This window comes from Xanthobacter dioxanivorans, from assembly GCF_016807805.1.
GTDB classification, from domain to species: domain Bacteria; phylum Pseudomonadota; class Alphaproteobacteria; order Rhizobiales; family Xanthobacteraceae; genus Xanthobacter; species Xanthobacter dioxanivorans.
Genome location: NZ_CP063362.1, coordinates 4,705,558 through 4,721,827 on the forward strand (window position 1 = coordinate 4,705,558; position 16,270 = coordinate 4,721,827).

Annotated in this window: 18 protein-coding genes; 4 read left to right on the plus strand and 14 right to left on the minus strand. The window is 68.9% G+C overall.

All coding sequences use genetic code 11. The features are described 5' to 3' along the window. The first annotated feature begins 77 nt into the window (after nt 1–77). Nucleotides 78–467 (plus strand): rhodanese-like domain-containing protein, encoded by a 390-nt coding sequence (locus tag EZH22_RS21995; RefSeq protein ID WP_203192554.1) that lies wholly within the window; start codon nt 78–80, stop codon nt 465–467. A gap of 16 nt (nt 468–483) precedes the next feature. Here the strand turns inward: EZH22_RS21995 and EZH22_RS22000 are convergent, their stop codons facing one another. The 12 genes from EZH22_RS22000 to EZH22_RS22055 form a co-directional block, all read right to left on the minus strand. Next, on the minus strand, nt 484–942 hold the full coding sequence (locus EZH22_RS22000; protein ID WP_203192555.1) for a type II toxin-antitoxin system RatA family toxin: 459 nt from the start codon (nt 940–942) through the stop codon (nt 484–486). Between the two features lie 4 nt (nt 943–946). Beyond that, a complete protein-coding gene (gene lipA / locus EZH22_RS22005; protein WP_203192556.1) occupies nt 947–1,900 on the minus strand; it encodes a lipoyl synthase in 954 nt (317 codons plus the stop codon). A gap of 119 nt (nt 1,901–2,019) precedes the next feature. Beyond that, the gene (locus EZH22_RS22010) at nt 2,020–2,268 is read right to left on the minus strand and encodes a GlsB/YeaQ/YmgE family stress response membrane protein (RefSeq protein WP_203192557.1); all 249 of its coding nucleotides are present in this window, start codon (nt 2,266–2,268) and stop codon (nt 2,020–2,022) included. 11 nt (nt 2,269–2,279) lie between these two features. Continuing rightward, the gene (locus tag EZH22_RS22015) at nt 2,280–2,558 is read right to left on the minus strand and encodes a GlsB/YeaQ/YmgE family stress response membrane protein (RefSeq protein WP_203192558.1); all 279 of its coding nucleotides are present in this window, start codon (nt 2,556–2,558) and stop codon (nt 2,280–2,282) included. A gap of 173 nt (nt 2,559–2,731) precedes the next feature. Then, the gene (gene lpdA / locus EZH22_RS22020; RefSeq protein ID WP_203192559.1) at nt 2,732–4,147 is read right to left on the minus strand and encodes a dihydrolipoyl dehydrogenase; all 1,416 of its coding nucleotides are present in this window, start codon (nt 4,145–4,147) and stop codon (nt 2,732–2,734) included. Then, nucleotides 4,140–4,847 carry a nucleoside 2-deoxyribosyltransferase gene (locus EZH22_RS22025; RefSeq protein ID WP_203192560.1) on the minus strand — a complete coding sequence of 236 codons (708 nt, stop codon included), beginning with the start codon at nt 4,845–4,847 and terminating at the stop codon, nt 4,140–4,142. Before EZH22_RS22025 ends, lpdA begins: the two co-directional genes overlap by 8 nt. An 84-nt stretch (nt 4,848–4,931) precedes the next feature. Then, a complete protein-coding gene (locus tag EZH22_RS22030) occupies nt 4,932–5,168 on the minus strand; it encodes a YdcH family protein (protein ID WP_203192561.1) in 237 nt (78 codons plus the stop codon). Nucleotides 5,169–5,281: 113 nt separating this feature from the next. Then, a complete protein-coding gene (locus EZH22_RS22035) occupies nt 5,282–6,673 on the minus strand; it encodes a pyruvate dehydrogenase complex dihydrolipoamide acetyltransferase (RefSeq protein ID WP_203192562.1) in 1,392 nt (463 codons plus the stop codon). Nucleotides 6,674–6,685: 12 nt separating this feature from the next. After that, entirely contained in the window at nt 6,686–8,083 is a 1,398-nt protein-coding gene (locus EZH22_RS22040; RefSeq protein ID WP_203192563.1) for a pyruvate dehydrogenase complex E1 component subunit beta, read from the minus strand. Between the two features lie 5 nt (nt 8,084–8,088). Beyond that, nucleotides 8,089–8,445: a hypothetical protein gene (locus EZH22_RS22045; RefSeq protein WP_203192564.1), complete on the minus strand. Its 357-nt coding sequence runs from the start codon at nt 8,443–8,445 to the stop codon at nt 8,089–8,091. Nucleotides 8,446–8,455: 10 nt separating this feature from the next. Further along, on the minus strand, nt 8,456–9,463 hold the full coding sequence (pdhA, locus tag EZH22_RS22050; protein ID WP_203192565.1) for a pyruvate dehydrogenase (acetyl-transferring) E1 component subunit alpha: 1,008 nt from the start codon (nt 9,461–9,463) through the stop codon (nt 8,456–8,458). A 161-nt stretch (nt 9,464–9,624) separates the two neighbouring features. Further along, a complete protein-coding gene (locus tag EZH22_RS22055; protein WP_203192566.1) occupies nt 9,625–9,939 on the minus strand; it encodes an FtsB family cell division protein in 315 nt (104 codons plus the stop codon). 181 nt (nt 9,940–10,120) lie between these two features. Here EZH22_RS22055 and recO point away from each other — a divergent pair, with 181 nt between their 5' ends. Further along, nucleotides 10,121–10,849 carry a DNA repair protein RecO gene (recO, locus tag EZH22_RS22060; RefSeq protein ID WP_203192567.1) on the plus strand — a complete coding sequence of 243 codons (729 nt, stop codon included), beginning with the start codon at nt 10,121–10,123 and terminating at the stop codon, nt 10,847–10,849. A gap of 196 nt (nt 10,850–11,045) precedes the next feature. On the opposite strand, the gene EZH22_RS22065 is transcribed toward recO, so the two are convergent. Together EZH22_RS22065 and EZH22_RS22070 are read right to left on the minus strand one after the other, a co-directional pair. Beyond that, nucleotides 11,046–11,291 (minus strand): hypothetical protein, encoded by a 246-nt coding sequence (locus EZH22_RS22065; RefSeq protein ID WP_203192568.1) that lies wholly within the window; start codon nt 11,289–11,291, stop codon nt 11,046–11,048. Between the two features lie 334 nt (nt 11,292–11,625). After that, nucleotides 11,626–11,868, minus strand: a complete 243-nt coding sequence (locus EZH22_RS22070) for a hypothetical protein (protein ID WP_210352028.1) — start codon at nt 11,866–11,868, stop codon at nt 11,626–11,628. A gap of 279 nt (nt 11,869–12,147) precedes the next feature. Here EZH22_RS22070 and parC point away from each other — a divergent pair, with 279 nt between their 5' ends. Then, nucleotides 12,148–14,385 (plus strand): DNA topoisomerase IV subunit A, encoded by a 2,238-nt coding sequence (gene parC / locus EZH22_RS22075; RefSeq protein WP_203192570.1) that lies wholly within the window; start codon nt 12,148–12,150, stop codon nt 14,383–14,385. Between the two features lie 4 nt (nt 14,386–14,389). Continuing rightward, on the plus strand, nt 14,390–16,183 hold the full coding sequence (locus EZH22_RS22080) for a chloride channel protein (RefSeq protein WP_203192571.1): 1,794 nt from the start codon (nt 14,390–14,392) through the stop codon (nt 16,181–16,183). Nucleotides 16,184–16,270 lie beyond the last annotated feature (87 nt).

Genomic DNA, 16,270 nt, shown 5'->3' on the forward strand with positions numbered 1-16,270 from the left:
GCGGCAGGCGCGGGAGCGCCGGCACCTTGACAGGAATGCCCCGCCTCCTTCTCCTCGCAGCCGACGGAGGATCGCTTATGGCCCAGACCATCACCCGCGGCTTCAAGACCCTGCTGGAAGAGGCCAACGCCCGCGTCGAGACGCTCACCCCCGGCGAGGCCCAGGCGCGCCTCGCCGATGGCGCCCTGCTGGTGGATGTGCGCGACCCGCGCGAACTGGAGCGCGAGGGCCGCATTCCCGGCGCCTTCCACTGCCCGCGCGGGACGCTGGAATTCTGGATCGACCCCGAGAGCCCCTATTTCAAGCCGGTGTTCGGCGAAGAGCGCGCCTTCATCTTCCTCTGCGCCGGCGGCTGGCGCTCGGCGCTCTCGGCGGCCACCGCCCAGGACATGGGCCTGAAGCCGGTGGCCCATGTGGGCGGCGGCTTCAAGGCCTGGAAGGAAAGCGGCGCTCCGGTGGAGGCGTGAGCGGGCGCGCTGCGCCCTACCCCACCGTGCCGTACACTTGGTCCGCCCGCGCCTCGAAGGCATCGGCGAAGCGGCGGAAGGCGGCGTCGAACATGGCGCCCATGAGCATGCCCAGGGTGCGCGAGCGGAATTCGTAGGAGATGAAGAACTTCACCTCGCTCGAAGCCTCCCCCTGCCCCATGAATTCCCAGCGGTTGTCCAGCCGGCTGAAGGGACCGTCGAGATATTCCACATGGATGGTGAGGCGCGGCCGGTCCAGCGTCACGCGGGAGGTGAAGGTCTCGCGGATGAGCTTGTAGGCGACGGTCATGTCCGCCACCAGGATCTCCACCCCCTCGTCCGACTTCATGCGCCGCTTGACCCGCAGCGCCTGGCACAGAGGCACGAATTCGGGATAGCGCTCCACGTCCGCCACGAGGTCGAACATGTTCCGCGCGGAATGCTTGACCTGCCGCGTGTTCGAAAAGGACGGCACGCGATCAGGCCCGGCCGAGGCGCGCCGCGCGGGCCGCGCGCAGCTTCTCGAAATCGGCGCCCGCATGATGCGAGGAGCGGGTGAGCGGGCTCGACGACACCATCAGGAAGCCCTTGGCGTAGGCGACGGTCTCATAGGCCTTGAACTCGTCCGGCGTCACGAAGCGCTCCACCTTGTGGTGCTTGCGGGTGGGCTGGAGATACTGGCCGATGGTGATGAAATCCACGTCGGCGGAGCGCAGGTCGTCCATCAGCTGGAGCACCTCGGGCCGCTCCTCGCCGAGGCCCACCATGATGCCGGACTTGGTGAAGATGGAGCCGTCCAGCTCCTTCACCTTCTGCAGCAGACGCAGGGAGTGGAAGTAGCGCGCCCCCGGCCGCACCGACAGGTAGTTGGACGGCACCGTCTCCAGATTGTGGTTGAACACGTCCGGACGCGCCGCCACCACCACCTCCATCGCCCCGTCCTTGCGCAGGAAATCGGGGGTGAGGATCTCGATGGTGGTACCGGGGCTGACGGCGCGGATGGCGGCGATGGTGCGGGCGAAATGCTCGGCCCCGCCGTCGGCGAGGTCGTCCCGGTCAACGGAGGTGATGACCACGTGGGCGAGGCCGAGCTTGGCCACCGCGTCCGCCACCTTTTGCGGCTCGGCGGCGTCGAGGGCCTCCGGCAGGCCGGTGCGCACATTGCAGAAGGCGCAGGCCCGCGTGCAGGTGTCGCCCATGATCATGAAGGTGGCGTGTTTCTTCTCCCAGCACTCACCGATATTGGGGCAGCCGGCCTCCTCGCACACGGTGACAAGGCCGTTGGCCCGCACGATCCCCGCCGTCTCCGACCAGCCGGCGGAGCCCGGCGCCTTGACCCGGATCCATTCCGGCTTGCGCAGCACCTCCGTCTCGGGGCGGTGCGCCTTTTCCGGGTGGCGGGGGCGGACGTGGGTGTCGATGACGGTGACCATGGGCTAGCTTTCATACCCGTGCCGGGCAGCGCCGGTGAAGGCGCAGGTGTATTCGAGCATACCGCGCCCCGCCGGGCGCCGGAAGCGGACGGGGGGCGCGCAGGCTCGAACGGCCCGCCTCAGGCCGGTCGACGGCCGGTGACCGCCCGCCAGATGGCGAGCAGCAGAACCGCGCCGCAGGTGGAAACGACGAGGCGGTCCACGAACCCGTCCCCGATATAAGCGAGGCCGAGCGCACCCGCCACCCAGCCGCCGAGCATGCCACCCACGATCCCTACGAAGAGGTTCGTGAGTAGCCCGCCCGAGGAGTTCATGATCTTCTCGGCGAAAAAGCCGGCAATGAGCCCGACCACGATGGAGATGATCATCCCGGCCTCCCTCAGCGCGAGCGGATGGCCCGCCACAGCCACAAAAGCAGGATGGCGCCGACGATGGCGGCGATCAGGGTGCGCATGAAGCCGAACACCGGCACGTTCAGCACCGAGGCGAGCTTGTCGCCGATGAAGGCGCCGGCGATGCCGACGATGAGGTTGGTCAGCAGCCCGTGATTGCTGGCGGTGACCCGCTCGGCAACCCATCCGGCAATGAGGCCGATGATGATCAGCGAGAAGAACCCGACCCCCGGCTGGTTCAGGAACGCGACTGTCTGCTGGTCCATGATGGCCCCCTTTTGAAGGCTCCTGCGGAGCCCCTGAACAGAACGTCCCCTCGGCCCGCCATGTCAACTGGCGGTGAGGACAGGCAATCCGTCATGGCCGGCACGAGGCCGGGCATGACGGAGTCTCGGGAGAAACGGCGCCGGCCAGATGTCGACCCGTCCCGGAGCCACCTTCACATATGGATGGCGCGCCCGTAGGCGGCCATGACGCTCTCGTGCATCATTTCCGAGAGGGTCGGGTGCGGGAACACCGCGTGGATCAGTTCCTCCTCGGTGGTCTCCAGGTTCATGGCCACCACGAAGCCCTGGATCAGCTCGGTGACCTCCGCCCCCACCATGTGGGCGCCGAGGAGCTCGCCGGTCTTGGCGTCGAAGATGGTCTTGACCAGCCCGTCCGGCTCGCCGAGCGCGATGGCCTTGCCGTTGCCGATGAAGGGGAACCGGCCCACCTTGATTTCGCGTCCCGCTTCCTTCGCCTTCTTCTCGGTGAGGCCGACGGAGGCGATCTGCGGCGTGCAGTAGGTGCAGCCGGGGATCTTGTTCTTGTCCATGGGGTGGGTGTGCAGGCCCTTGATGGTCTCCACGCAGATCACGCCCTCATGCTCGGCCTTGTGGGCCAGCATGGGCGGGCCGGCGATGTCGCCGATGGCATAGAGGCCGGGCACGTTGGTGCGGCCATAGCCGTCGGTGACGACGATGCCGCGCTCGATCTTCACGCCCAGCGCTTCCAGGCCCAGGCCCTCCACGTTGCCCACCACGCCGACGGCGGAGATCATGCGGTCCACCGTGATGTCGAGCTTCTGGCCCTTGGCGTCCTCCACATGGGCGGTGAGGCTGTCGGCGTGCTTGGTGACGCCGGTCACCTTCGCCCCGGACAGGATCTTCATGCCCTGCTTCTCGAAGCGCTTGCGGGCCACGGCGGCGATCTCCTCGTCCTCCACCGGCAGGATCTGCGGCAGCACCTCCACCACGGTCACCTCGGTGCCCATGGTGCGGTAGAAGGAGGCGAACTCGATGCCGATGGCGCCCGAGCCCATCACCAGCAGGCTCTTGGGCATCTTCTCCGGCACCATGGCCTCGAAATAGGTCCAGATCAGCTTCTTGTCGGGCTCGAGGCCCGGCAGCGCGCGCGGGCGGGCGCCGGTGGCGACGATGATGTGCTTGGCCGAATAGTCGCCGCCGCCCTTGGCGCCCTTGGGCGGGTTCTGCGCGGCCTCGACCTTCAGCTTGCCGGGGGCGGTGAGCGTCGCCTTGCCCCAGATCACGTCCACCTTGTTCTTGTTGAGCAGGAAGCCGACGCCGGTGGCGAGCTGGGCCGACACCCCGCGCGAGCGCTTCACCACCGCGCTGGCGTCGAAGCCCACCTTCTCGGCGGAGAGGCCGTAATCCTTGGCGTGCTCCATGTAGTGGTAGATCTCGGCAGAGCGCAGCAGGGCCTTGGTGGGGATGCAGCCCCAGTTGAGGCAGATGCCGCCGAGGTGGCTCTTCTCCACCACCGCCGTCTTGAAGCCGAGCTGGGCCGCGCGGATGGCGGCCACGTAGCCGCCCGGCCCGCCGCCGATGACGATGATGTCGTAGGTGTCAGCCATGGAACGTCTCCTCGCCGCGCGCATGTCCGGCGGGTGCTGGATGGGAAGGGGAATTCTGGGCGCCGAGCCGGCCCTCGGCCCGCGCCCGCGCCAAGGCCGCGAGCACCTCGCCGAACAGGGCGAGGTCGCGGAACGGATCGGCGGCCGGCGCGGCCGCCTGGATCACCGGCAGGCCGCTGGCGTGGAGCGCCTCCGCCAGCATGAGATTGTCGAAATGGCCGAAATCCTCCACGTGGAGGCCATCGCTGAGCAGGGTCGGCGCGGCGTCCGCGGCTGGGCCAATAGCAGCACGGGCGCGGTGCTTCAGCTCGCCCGGCAGGTTGCTGTAGGCGGCCACGGGCCTGCCGAGGGCGAAGGCGAATCCCAGCTCGAAGGCGGTGCCGGGATCGGCGCTGATGCCACGGAACGGCGTGAGATTGGCGACGACCGCATCCGCCGCGCGCATGAGGTCGAGATTGGCGGCGAAGATCGCGCCGCTGCGCACCCCGCCCGTGGCGTCGACGGTCAGCTCGCCGTCGAGGGGGAACAGGCCGGTGAAGCCGAAGCGGGCACAAAGCTCCATCTTGCGCCGGCCGATCTCGCGCGCATCGTCGAGGAACACTTCCGGGCCGGCGAGATAGAGCTTCATCTTGTTGGCCGGTCTCCTCGTGCCGCCCCTCAGGGGCCGGTAGCCGGTAAGGCGGAACCCCGTCTGCGACAAGCGGCGCTCCGGCAGAAGGGCGCGGACGGGGATGCCCCGCCCGGCCATGGTCACGACGGCGTCAAGACAGCCGCCGCGAAGCCATCACTTGGACAGGATGGCGTAGAGCTCGTCCTTGAGCTTCACGCGCTCGCGGCGCATGGCCTCGATCTCCTCGTCGCCGGTGGGCTCCACGTCGGTCTCGGCGCGGTGCACCTGACGGTTCACCTCGTGGTAGGCGTCATGGAGCTTGGCGAAGTGAGCGTCGCTCGCCTTCAGCGCCTGGATCTTCTCGGCATATTCCGGAAAGTCGGCGGCAAGCTCGTGGGGCGTGTGGCTCATTGTTCTCAACCTTTCCTGGGACAGACGGCGTGGCCCGCCGCTGCCCCGCAGCTACACCGGCCGGCCGCGACAGGATTTGATCTGGCGCAGCCGGCATGCACACACCAACATGCTCACACCAGCATGGACATGGGCTTCTCGATGAAGCCCTTGAAGGCCGAGAGCAGCTCGGCGCCCAGCGCGCCGTCCATCACCCGGTGGTCGCACGTCATGGTGACGGTCATCTGGGTGGCGATCCTGATCTCGCCGCCGCGCACCACGGGGCGCTGCTCGGAGGTGCCCACCGCGAGGATGGAGGACTGCGGCGCGTTGATGATGGCGGTGAAGTTGCGCATCCCCATCATGCCGAGGTTCGACACCGAGGTGGAGCCGCCGGAATACTCGTCCGGCTTCAGCTTCTTGGTGCGGGCGCGGGCGGCGAGGTCCCGCATCTCGTTGGAGATGGCGGACAGCGTCTTGAGCTCCGCCTTCTTGACGATGGGCGCGTAGAGCCCGCCGTCGATGGCCACCGCCACGCCCACGTCCGAATGCTTCATGCGCAGCACCCGGTCCTCGGCCCAGACCGCGTTGGCGGCGGGCACCTTCTGCAGCGCCAGCGCCAGCGCCTTGATGATGAAGTCGTTGACCGACACCCGGTAGACCGGCTTGCCGTCCTTGTCCTTGGAGGCGTTGGCGTTCACCTGCTCGCGCAGGGCCATCAGGTCGTCGAGGTCGCAGTCCACCGTGAGGAAGAAGGTGGGGGTCACCTGCTCGCTCTCCACCAGGCGGCGCGCGATGGTCTTGCGCATGCCGTCGAGCTGGATCTCCTCGTAGCTGCCGGGCTCGAACAGCGCTTTCACCTGCTCCGCGCCGGGCGCGCCGGCGACGGCGGCCTTCGGCACGGGGGCAGCGGCGGGAGCCGGAGCCGCTGCCGCCGGGGCCGCGGCGGGCGCGGGTCTGGCACCGGGCTGCGCGCCCTCGATGTCGCGGGCGACGATGCGGCCGTGCGGGCCGGATCCGGCCACGGCGCCGAGGTCGACGCCCTTGTCCTTGGCGAGGCGGCGCGCCAGCGGCGAGGCGAACACGCGCCCGCCCTGCCCGTTCGCCACCGGGATCGCAGGGGCGGGAGCGGCCACGGGGGCAGCGGGCGCAGGAGCCGCAGCAGGAGCCGCAGCCGCAGCGGGAGCGGGAGCGGCCGCAGGCGCGGCGGCGGGGGCAGCGGCAACGGCAACGGCAGGCGCGCCGCCCTTGCCGGCGCCGGAGGCCACGCCCGCCACATCCTCGCCCTCGCCGGCCAGCACGGCGATGAGCTGGTTCACCGGCACGTCCTGCGCGCCCTCCGGCACCACGATCTTGGCGAGGATGCCTTCGTCGATGGCCTCCACTTCCATGGTGGCCTTGTCGGTCTCGATCTCGGCGAGCACGTCACCGGACTTGACGGTGTCGCCTTCCTTCTTGAGCCACTTGGAAAGGTTGCCCTTCTCCATGGTGGGGGAGAGGGCCGGCATCAGGATCTCGATGGGCATGGGTCTCTCTCCTCAGCGATAGGTGACGGCGTGCACCGCCTCGATCACATCGGCGACCGATGGCAAAGCCAGTTTCTCGAGGTTGGCGGCATAGGGCATGGGCACGTCCTTGCCGGTCACCCGCAGCACCGGGGCGTCGAGCCAGTCGAAGGCCTTGTCCATGAGCTGGGCGGCGATCTCGGCGCCGATGCCCGATTGCGGCCAGCCCTCCTCCACCGTGACGCAGCGGCCGGTCTTCTTCACCGAGGCGACGATGCTCGCCACGTCCATGGGGCGGATGGTGCGCAGGTCGATCACCTCCGCCTCGATCCCCTGCTTGGCCAGTTCCTCCGCCGCCTTCAGCGCATAGGTCATACCGATGGAGAAGGAGACAAGGGTCACGTCCTTGCCCGGCCGGGCGATGCGGGCCTTGCCGATGGGCAGGACGTAGTCGTCCAGCTTCGGCACCTCGAAGGAGTGGCCGTAGAGGATCTCGTTCTCGAGGAAGATGATGGGGTTGGGATCGCGGATGGCGGCCTTGAGCAGGCCCTTGGCGTCGGCGGCCGTATAGGGGGCGATCACCTTGAGGCCGGGGATCTGGCTGTACCAGGACGTGTAGTCCTGGCTGTGCTGGGCGGCGACGCGGGCGGCCGCGCCGTTGGGGCCGCGGAAGACGATGGAGCAGTGCACCTGCCCGCCGGACATGTAGAGGGTCTTGGCCGCCGAGTTGATGATGTGGTCGATGGCCTGCATGGCGAAGTTGAAGGTCATGAATTCCACGATGGGCTTCAGGCCCGCCATGGCCGCGCCGACGCCGAGGCCGGCGAAGCCGTGCTCGGTGATGGGCGTGTCGACCACGCGCCGGGCGCCGAACTCCTGCAGCAGCCCCTGGGTGATCTTGTAGGCGCCCTGATACTCGGCCACTTCCTCGCCCATGACGAAGACGTCGCCGTCGCGGCGCATCTCCTCGGCCATGGCGTCGCGCAGGGCCTCGCGCACGGTCTGGGTGACGAACTCGGTGCCGGCCGGCACCTCCGGATCGGGCAGGGAGGCGACCTGCGGCGGGGCGGCCACCGCCGAAGGGGCGGGCGTCGCCGGAGCAGCGGGGGCGGCGGCGGCGACGGGAGACGGCGCGCTCTCGGCGGCCTTCGCGACAGGCGCGGGGGCCGGCGCGGCGCTGGCATCCTCGCCGTCGGCGAGGATGGTGGCGATGGGCGTGTTCACCGCCACGTCCTGCGACCCCTCGGGAATGAGGATCTTGCCGAGGATGCCCTCGTCGACCGCCTCCACCTCCATGGTGGCCTTGTCGGTCTCGATCTCGGCGAGGACGTCGCCGGATTTCACGACGTCGCCTTCCTTCTTGACCCACTTGGTGAGGTTGCCCTTCTCCATGGTGGGAGACAGGGCCGGCATGAGGATTTCGATGGCCATGGCTGTCAGCTCTTGGTGGGCGCGTTCGCGGGGGCGGCCGGCGCGGGGCCGGCCGGGGCCGCGTGATCACGCTTGAAGGTGAGATTGGTGTAGGCGGAGATGGACGCGATCGCGATGGTCAGGGACACGAAGAAGGCGATGGACGCCTTGCCGGTGCGCACCGCATCGGCATCCGCATCGGAACCCAGGCGCTTCACCGCGAAGGGCCAGAGGACCAGCAGGGCATAGCTGCCGGGGCCGCCACCCCGCCCCGCCGCGGCGTTGGCGGCGAGGGCGGCGCGCCCGCCGCGCACGGCCATCGCCCACGCGCCGAGGGCCGCGAACAGCGCGACGCCGGCAAGGATGTAGAAAAGGTCGGCCACGGCGCGCCGCTCAGCGCAGGATGTCCGTGTACAGCTCGGCGATGTCGGGCTCCGGCTCGTGACCGGCGAAGTCGGCCGCCTCGTTGACGATCTCGCGCACCTCGGCGTCGGTCTTCTTCAGCTCGTCCTCGCTGGCATTGTGGCTCTCGAGGAGGCGGGTGCGGACCTGCTCGATGGGATCGTGCTCGGTGCGCATCTTCTGCACCTCCTCCTTGGACCGGTATTTCGCCGGGTCCGACATGGAGTGGCCGCGATAGCGGTAGGTCTGCATCTCGAGGATGTAGGGGCCGTTGCCCTCGCGGGCGAAGGCCAGCGCCCGCTCGCCGGCGGCGAACACCGCCCGCACGTCCATGCCGTCCACCTGCTCGCCGGGGATGTTGAAGGACGTGCCGCGCTTGGAGAAGTCCTGCTGGGCCGAGGCGCGGGAGACCGAGGTGCCCATGGCGTACTTGTTGTTCTCGATCACGTACACGACCGGCAGCTTCCACAGCTCGGCCATGTTGAAGCTCTCGTAGACTTGGCCCTGGTTGGCCGCGCCGTCGCCGAAATAGGTGACGGAGACGTTGCCGTTCTCGCGGTAGCGGTCGGCGAAGGCGAGGCCGGTGCCCAGCGATACCTGCGCGCCGACGATGCCGTGGCCGCCGAAGAACTGCTTCTCGATGCTGAACATGTGCATCGAGCCGCCCTTGCCCTTGGAATAGCCGCCGCGCCGGCCGGTGAGCTCGGCCATCACGCCGCGCGCGGCCATGCCGGTGGCCAGCATGTGGCCGTGGTCGCGATAGCCGGTGATCACCTGGTCGCCCGGCTTCATCGCCATCTGCATGCCCACCACCACGGCCTCCTGGCCGATATAAAGGTGGCAGAAGCCGCCGATGAGACCCATGCCGTACATCTGCCCCGCCTTCTCCTCGAAGCGGCGGATGAGCAGCATCTCGCGATAGGCCGAGAGATCCTGTTCCTTGGTGAAGCCGGCGGGGGCCGCGGGCTCGGCGGCGCGGGCGGAAGGTTTCTTGGCCATCGGCGTCCTCAGGAAGCGCTGGAATTGCGCCTTCCTAGCCCACCTCCCGCCGCCCTCAAAGAGGGAAATTAAATCTGCTGCACCGCAACATGTTGCAAATGCTTGATTTTGCTATATTGAACTGAAAAATAGTTCACATAGATAATGAACCCATTTGCAGTTCATTTGCTGCGAAGCAGCACCAGATCCTTGGCGTTGATGAAATTGAGCTGCCGGCGCCCCTCCTCGTCCAGCATGTCCGGATCGAGCTGGGTGGGGGCGAGCAGGGACACCTTGTTCTCGAAGGCGCGACGCTGGGCCTTCAGGGCGTCGAGCTCCTCCTGCGCCTCCTTGATCTCCTGGTCGAAGTTCCGCCGGGCCAGCAGGCCGTGGTCGCCGTTATAGGCGTGATAGGCGAAATAGCCGATGACCGCCGCCGCCCCGAGGTGGAGCGCGAGGGTGGCGAGGACGTTCTGGAGGCGCGAGCGGCTCTGCATGGGCGCATCCTGCAAGGTTTCGGTTTCCGCTGTCTTAAGACCTGCCGCCCGCCTCGCCACCAGGGCGCGACGCAAGAGCATGACGCACTCGGCGCGTCGCGGCCGGCGCCTGTTGCATCTTGCCGGCCGAGGGCGTCAATTGCGGGCGGACGCGAGGATCAGGACCGGGACCAACGCCGCCGTGGAATGGACCGACGAAGGCATCGTGCTCGGTGTGCGCCGGCATGGAGAAGGCAACGCCATCGTCGAGTTGCTCACCCGCCGGCGTGGCCGCCATCTCGGCATGGTGCGCGGCGGAACCTCGCGGCGCCACGCATCCCTGCTCCAGCCCGGCAACAGCGTCGCCGCCACCTGGCGTGCGCGACTCGACGAGCATATGGGAAACTACGCGCTGGAGCCGTCCGTGGTGCGCAGCGACGTGCTGATGCGCGTGCCCCATGCCGCCTACGGCTTCACCCACATGGCGCAGATGCTCCATCTGCTGCCGGAGCGCGACCCCCACGAGGGCCTCTATTTCACCCTCGGCGCCATCCTCGACGCCTTCGAGCAGCGCGAGGCGGCCGGCATGCTGCTCGCCCGCTTCGAGCTGGCGCTGCTGGCCGAGATGGGATTCGGCCTGGAGCTGGATACGTGCGCCGCGACCGGGCGCCGGGATGATCTGGTCTATGTCTCGCCGAGGAGCGGGCGGGCCGTCTGCCGGGAGGCCGGCGCGCCGTATTCCGAACGGCTGTTCGCCCTGCCGGGCTTTCTGATCGGGCAGGGTCCGACCGATCCCGAGGATGTGGAGGCGGCGCTGCGCCTCACCGGGCACTTCCTGCTCGCCCGCGCGCTCGAGCCGCGCGGCCTCGGGTTTTCCGAGGCCCGCGCGGCTTTCCTTGGCGCCTGGCGCCGGGAGCCGGCGCCGGGCTAGGACCGATCGACCTTCAGTGTCCGCGTTTTTCTTCGGCCGCCGTCGTGCCCGGGCTTGTCCCAACCGCGTGGATGGCCGGGACAAGCCCGGCCATGACGGTGGTGGAGATCATTTCCCCGATTCCAAGAAACGGGGAAGATCCAGAGCACGCGCCGTGCGTGATCCGATCATCAGCGTCATCGGCGCCGGCTCTCGCTCACCAGCGGCGGGGCGCCACCCAGACGTTGCGGCAGCGGGTCACCCAATGGGGACGCCCGTTCCACCAGCGGCGCACCTGATAGCAGCGGCGAACCCATCGCACATCCTCGACCGCGGCCTGCGCCTGGGCGGGGCCGGCCAGCGCCGTCCCGCCGCCCGCAAGCGAACCGGCCGAGGCCGAAGGCACCGCACCAAGAAGCGCCAATGCAACGATGCCTCCCGCGGCCAAAACTGCCTTCCTCATTCTCGCTTCTCCTCTCGGAACGAACGCCCTTGCGTTCATTTCGCAAGGTAATGAAAGGTTTTGGCGCGAAATTGTTCCAACTGAAAAATACGTATCTTGAGAACGTCATCAAAATTGGCTCAGGCGGATCTATTTCATGTCAACAAGCGGGCATGAAGATATAAAAATAAACAACTGTTCATCTCTCTGTCCGGGCTGTGAAACTAATATGGCCCGCCGATGACAGGCATCGGGGGCCACTTTTTCACGCTCGGGATGCCGCGCGTGCTCCCCGTTCCCGAAGCACGCGCGGCGATGGTCGGGTCGGCTGCCGCCCGGTGGCGGCGGCTTCCTGCTACCAGCGGCGGCCCACCCAGGCGCTGCGGCAGCGGGTCGACCAATGCCAGCGGCCGCCCCACCAGGTGCGGACGCGCCAGCACCGGCGCACCCAGTAGACATTCTCCGGCGTCGCCTGCTCGGCCGCCCCGCCGGCAAACGTGCCGCCACTGCCTGCAAGCGTTCCTGCGGTCGCGGCAGGCGCGCTGGCGAAAAGGGCGAGGGCCAGGATGCCACCCGCAGCTAATGCCATCTTCCTCATAGGCGTCTCCTCTCGGCTACGGGCCGAATCCGCCCGAGCGCGAAAGCTAGAACGCTACCAGGGCATCACTTTGTTCCCGCAGTCTCTTTCACCCCCGAAAAGTTGTGCGGCGACGGTTCCATGCTGCCGCCACGGCGCCGCCGGAGGGCCTCCCTCGCCGCGGATTTCGCGCTTTTGGCCAAAAACCTCGCATACACACGCGCAGCGCGCAGCGCCGCCCGTAGTGGCGGACACCAAGATGCGGCTTGTTCGTCGCCCGCGCGCGCGGTACTGGCAGGCATGGCCACCCGCACACTTCCGCCCGGCGACGGGAACATCGAGAAAGTCACGCTCAAGGACGCTCTGGAAGAGCGCTACCTCGCCTACGCCCTCTCGACCATCATGCACCGCGCCCTGCCCGATGCGCGCGACGGGCTGAAGCCCGTCCACCGCCGCATCCTGCACGCCATGCGCCAGCTGCGGCTCGATCCGGGCCAGGGTTTCAAGAAGTCGGCGCGCGTGGTCGGCGACGTGATCGGCAAGTTCCACCCGCACGGCGACCAGTCGGTCTACGACGCGCTGGTGCGCCTCGCCCAGGATTTCGCCCAGCGCTATCCGCTGGTGGATGGCCAGGGCAATTTCGGCAACGTGGACGGCGATAACGCCGCTGCCATGCGATACACCGAGGCCCGCCTCACCGAGACCGCCCGCCTGCTGCTGGACGGCATCGACGAGGACGCGGTGGACTTCCGCCCCACCTATGACGGCTCCGAGGAAGAGCCGGTGGTGCTGCCGGCGGCCTTCCCGAACCTTCTCGCCAACGGCTCGCAGGGCATCGCGGTGGGCATGGCCACCTCCATTCCGCCGCACAATGCCGCCGAGCTGCTCGATGCCGCGCTCCACCTGATCGACAACCCGAACGCCCTCGCCTTCGACCTCCTGAAGTTCGTGCCGGGCCCGGACTTCCCCACCGGCGGCGTGCTGGTGGAGGATCACGTGGGGGTGGCCGAGGCCTACGCCACCGGCCGCGGCTCGTTCCGCGTGCGGGCGCGCTGGGAGAAGGAGGAGACCGGACGCGGCACCTATGTGGTGGTAGTCACCGAGATCCCCTACGGCGTCGCCAAGTCGCGCCTCGTGGAGAAGATCGCCGAGCTGCTCACCGACAAGAAGCTGCCGCTTCTCGCCGACGTGCGCGACGAGAGCGCCGAGGACATCCGCCTGGTGCTGGAGCCGCGCGCCCGCACGGTGGACGCCGAGGTTCTCATGGAGAGCCTGTTCAAGCTCACGGAGCTGGAGGCGCGCGTGCCGCTCAACATGAACGTGCTGGTGCGCGGGCAGGTCCCCAAGGTGCTGTCGCTGGCCGAGGCGCTGCGCGAGTGGCTCGACCACCGCCGCGACGTGCTGCTGCGTCGCTCGCGCTACCGCCTCGACCAGATCGCCCACCGCATCGAGGTTTTGGGCGGCTATCTCGCCGCCTATCTCAACCTCGACGAGGTCATCCGCATCATCCGCGAGGAGGACGAGCCGAAGCAGAAGCTGATGCGCACCTTCGAGCTCACCGACGTGCAGGCGGAAGCCATCCTCAACATGCGCCTGCGCTCCCTGCGCCGGCTGGAGGAGATGGAGATCCGCAAGGAGCACGACGCCCTCGTCAAGGAGCAGGACGGGCTCAACAAGCTGGTGGCCTCCGAGGGCGCCCAGTGGAAGTCCATCGCGAAAGAAATCCGCGAGACCCGCAAGACCTACGGCCCCGACACCGCCATCGGCCGGCGCCGCACCACGTTTGCCGCCGCCCCCACGGTGCACGAGGACGCCTTCACCGAGGCGCTGGTGGAGCGCGAGCCCATCACCATCGTCGTCTCGGCCAAGGGCTGGATCCGCGCGCTGAAGGGCCACGTGCAGGACCTCTCCAACCTCCAGTTCAAGGGCGACGACAGCCACGGCCACGCCTTCTTCGCCGAGACCACCTCCAAGGTGATGGTGTTCGCCTCCAACGGCCGCTTCTACACCCTGGACGCGGCCAAGCTGCCCGGCGGGCGCGGCCATGGCGAGCCGGTGCGCCTGATGATCGACCTGGAGCAGGAGGCCGAGATCGTCTCGGTCTTCACCTACCAGGCCGGACGCAAGCTGCTGGTGGCCTCCCGGCAGGGGCGCGGCTTCATGGTGGCGGAGGACGACTGCCTCGCCAACACCCGCAAGGGCAAGCAGGTGCTGGTCACCGACCCGCCGGACGCGGCCCTCGCCGTGCGCTTCGTGGACGGGGACTGGGTGGCGACCATCGGCGACAACCGCAAGCTGCTCTTGTTCCCGCTGAACCAGGTGCCGGAGATGGCGCGCGGGCGTGGCGTGCGCCTCCAGCGCTACAAGGAGGGCGGGCTCTCAGACCTCAAGGTCTTCTCCATGGCCGCGGGCCTCACCTGGGAGGACACGTCGGGCCGCACCTGGACGGTGACGGATCTCATCGAATGGCAAGGCGAGCGCGCCTCGGCCGGCCGCCTGCCGCCGAAGGGCTTCCCGCGTACCAACACCTTCTCCTGAGCCCATGGCCGCGCCGCCCGCCGATCCGGCATCGCCCGGGGATGCTGCCGGTAGCCGGCTGAAAGGGCTGCTGGCGGCGGCCCGGGCTTCGGCGCGGTCGCGGGAGACGGCGCTGGTCCTCATCGCCGCGGTGATGGGCGTGCTCGCCGGCGTCGCGGCGAGCGTCATGAGCCTCACCACCCAATGGATGCACGAGGTGCTCTTCGGCCTCGCCCCAGGCGAGCGCCTCAGCTCCTCCCCCGCCCTCCTCTCGCCCTGGCTGGTGCTGGTGCCGGCCATCGGCGGCGGGGCCATGGGGCTGATCGCGCTGGCGCTGAGGCGGTGGCGGCGGCGCGCCTTCGTCGACCCGATCGAGGCGAACGCGCTGCATGGCGGGCAGATGTCCCTGGTGGACAGCATCATCGTCGCGCTGCAGACCATGGTGTCCAACGGCTTCGGCGCCTCGCTGGGGCTGGAGGCGGGCTATTCACAGATCGGTTCTGGCATCGCCTCCCGGCTGGGGATGATCTTCCACCTGCGGCGCAACGACCTGCGCATCCTCGTGGGCGCGGGCGCGGCGGCCGGCATCGGCGCGGCGTTCGATGCGCCGCTGATGGGCGCATTCTACGGCTTCGAGATCGTCATCGGCGTCTATTCCATCCCCGCCGCCGCCCCCGTGCTCGCGGCCACGGTGATGGCGGTGATGACGGCGCGGCTGCTCGGCGCCCATGTGGAGCCGCTCCACATGCCCCTCGACGTGATGCTGCGGCCCATCGACCTTCTTCCCGTGGTCGGCCTCGGATTGCTCGCGGCCGGGGTCGCCATCCTCGTCATGCGCCTGGTGACCGGGGTGGAGGCGGCATTCGACAGGAGCCGCATCCCGGCCCCGCTGCGGCCCGCCATCGCCGGCCTCGTTGTGGGGGCGCTGGCGCTCTACAGCCCGCAGGTGCTTTCCGACGGCCACGGCGCCCTGCACACGCAGGTGGGCAGCGCGGTGACGCTTTCGGTGGCGGTCATCTTCGGGTTCAAGATCCTGGCCTCGGCCCTGTCCATCGGCTCCGGCTTCCGCGGCGGCCTGTTCTTCGCGTCCCTGTTCCTCGGGGCGCTGCTGGGCAAGCTCTATGGGGCGGCGATCGGCATCGCCTTTCCCGGCCTCGGCCTCGATCCGGCCATTGCCGCGGTGGTGGGCATGGGGGCGCTGGCGGTGGGCATCATCGGTGGCCCCCTGACCATGAGCTTCCTGGTGCTGGAGATGACGCGCGACCTCGCCCTCTCGGGCTACGTGCTCGCGGCGGCGGTGGTCACCTCGCTCACGGTGCGCGAAACGTTCGGCTATTCCTTCTCCACCTGGCGCTTCCACCTGCGCGGCGAGAGCATCCGCAGCGCGCAGGACATCGGCTGGATGCGCGCGCTCACCGTCGCCCGCATGATGCGCACGGACATGCACACCTTCCCGCAGGATGGCACCATCGAGGCCCTGCGCGCCGCCTTCCCCCTGGGGTCCCAGCGCATCGTGGTGCTGGTGGACGGGGCCGGCGGCTATGCCGGGCTGGTGGCGTTGCCGGACGCCTACGCCGCCGACCGGAACCCCTCCGCCCCGGCCGCGGACCTCGCCCGCCATGGCGACCACATACTGCTGCCGGCCATGAACGTGAAGGAGGCCGCCCTCGCCTTCCAAGCCGCCCATGCGGAGGACCTCGCCGTGGTGGACGACCGCAACGGCCGTCATCTCGTCGGCCTGCTCGGCGAGGCGCACGTGCTGAAGCGCTACGCCGAGGAGCTGGACAAGGCCCGCCAGGGGCTCGGCGCCGAGGCGTGAGGCCTTCGGGCCTCTCCCGGGGCGCGTTGCTCCTGAAACCGTTCCAGCCGAACGCAGACTTGATCTGCCCCATGGCGCGGCGCGCCG

Excerpts from the sequence above, each read along its gene's own strand:
- EZH22_RS22080 (WP_203192571.1), top strand. The coding sequence starts at position 14,390 with ATGGCCGCGCCGCCCGCCGATCCGGCATCGCCCGGGGATGCTGCCGGT.
- parC (WP_203192570.1), top strand. The coding sequence starts at position 12,148 with ATGGCCACCCGCACACTTCCGCCCGGCGACGGGAACATCGAGAAAGTC.
- EZH22_RS22035 (WP_203192562.1), bottom strand. The coding sequence starts at position 6,673 with ATGCCCATCGAGATCCTGATGCCGGCCCTCTCCCCCACCATGGAGAAG.
- lipA (WP_203192556.1), bottom strand. The coding sequence starts at position 1,900 with ATGGTCACCGTCATCGACACCCACGTCCGCCCCCGCCACCCGGAAAAG.
- EZH22_RS22055 (WP_203192566.1), bottom strand. The coding sequence starts at position 9,939 with ATGCAGAGCCGCTCGCGCCTCCAGAACGTCCTCGCCACCCTCGCGCTC.
- EZH22_RS22070 (WP_210352028.1), bottom strand. The coding sequence starts at position 11,868 with ATGAGGAAGATGGCATTAGCTGCGGGTGGCATCCTGGCCCTCGCCCTT.
- EZH22_RS22040 (WP_203192563.1), bottom strand. The coding sequence starts at position 8,083 with ATGGCCATCGAAATCCTCATGCCGGCCCTGTCTCCCACCATGGAGAAG.
- EZH22_RS21995 (WP_203192554.1), top strand. The coding sequence starts at position 78 with ATGGCCCAGACCATCACCCGCGGCTTCAAGACCCTGCTGGAAGAGGCC.
- pdhA (WP_203192565.1), bottom strand. The coding sequence starts at position 9,463 with ATGGCCAAGAAACCTTCCGCCCGCGCCGCCGAGCCCGCGGCCCCCGCC.
- EZH22_RS22015 (WP_203192558.1), bottom strand. The coding sequence starts at position 2,558 with ATGGACCAGCAGACAGTCGCGTTCCTGAACCAGCCGGGGGTCGGGTTC.
- EZH22_RS22010 (WP_203192557.1), bottom strand. The coding sequence starts at position 2,268 with ATGATCATCTCCATCGTGGTCGGGCTCATTGCCGGCTTTTTCGCCGAG.
- lpdA (WP_203192559.1), bottom strand. The coding sequence starts at position 4,147 with ATGGCTGACACCTACGACATCATCGTCATCGGCGGCGGGCCGGGCGGC.
- EZH22_RS22030 (WP_203192561.1), bottom strand. The coding sequence starts at position 5,168 with ATGAGCCACACGCCCCACGAGCTTGCCGCCGACTTTCCGGAATATGCC.
- EZH22_RS22065 (WP_203192568.1), bottom strand. The coding sequence starts at position 11,291 with ATGAGGAAGGCAGTTTTGGCCGCGGGAGGCATCGTTGCATTGGCGCTT.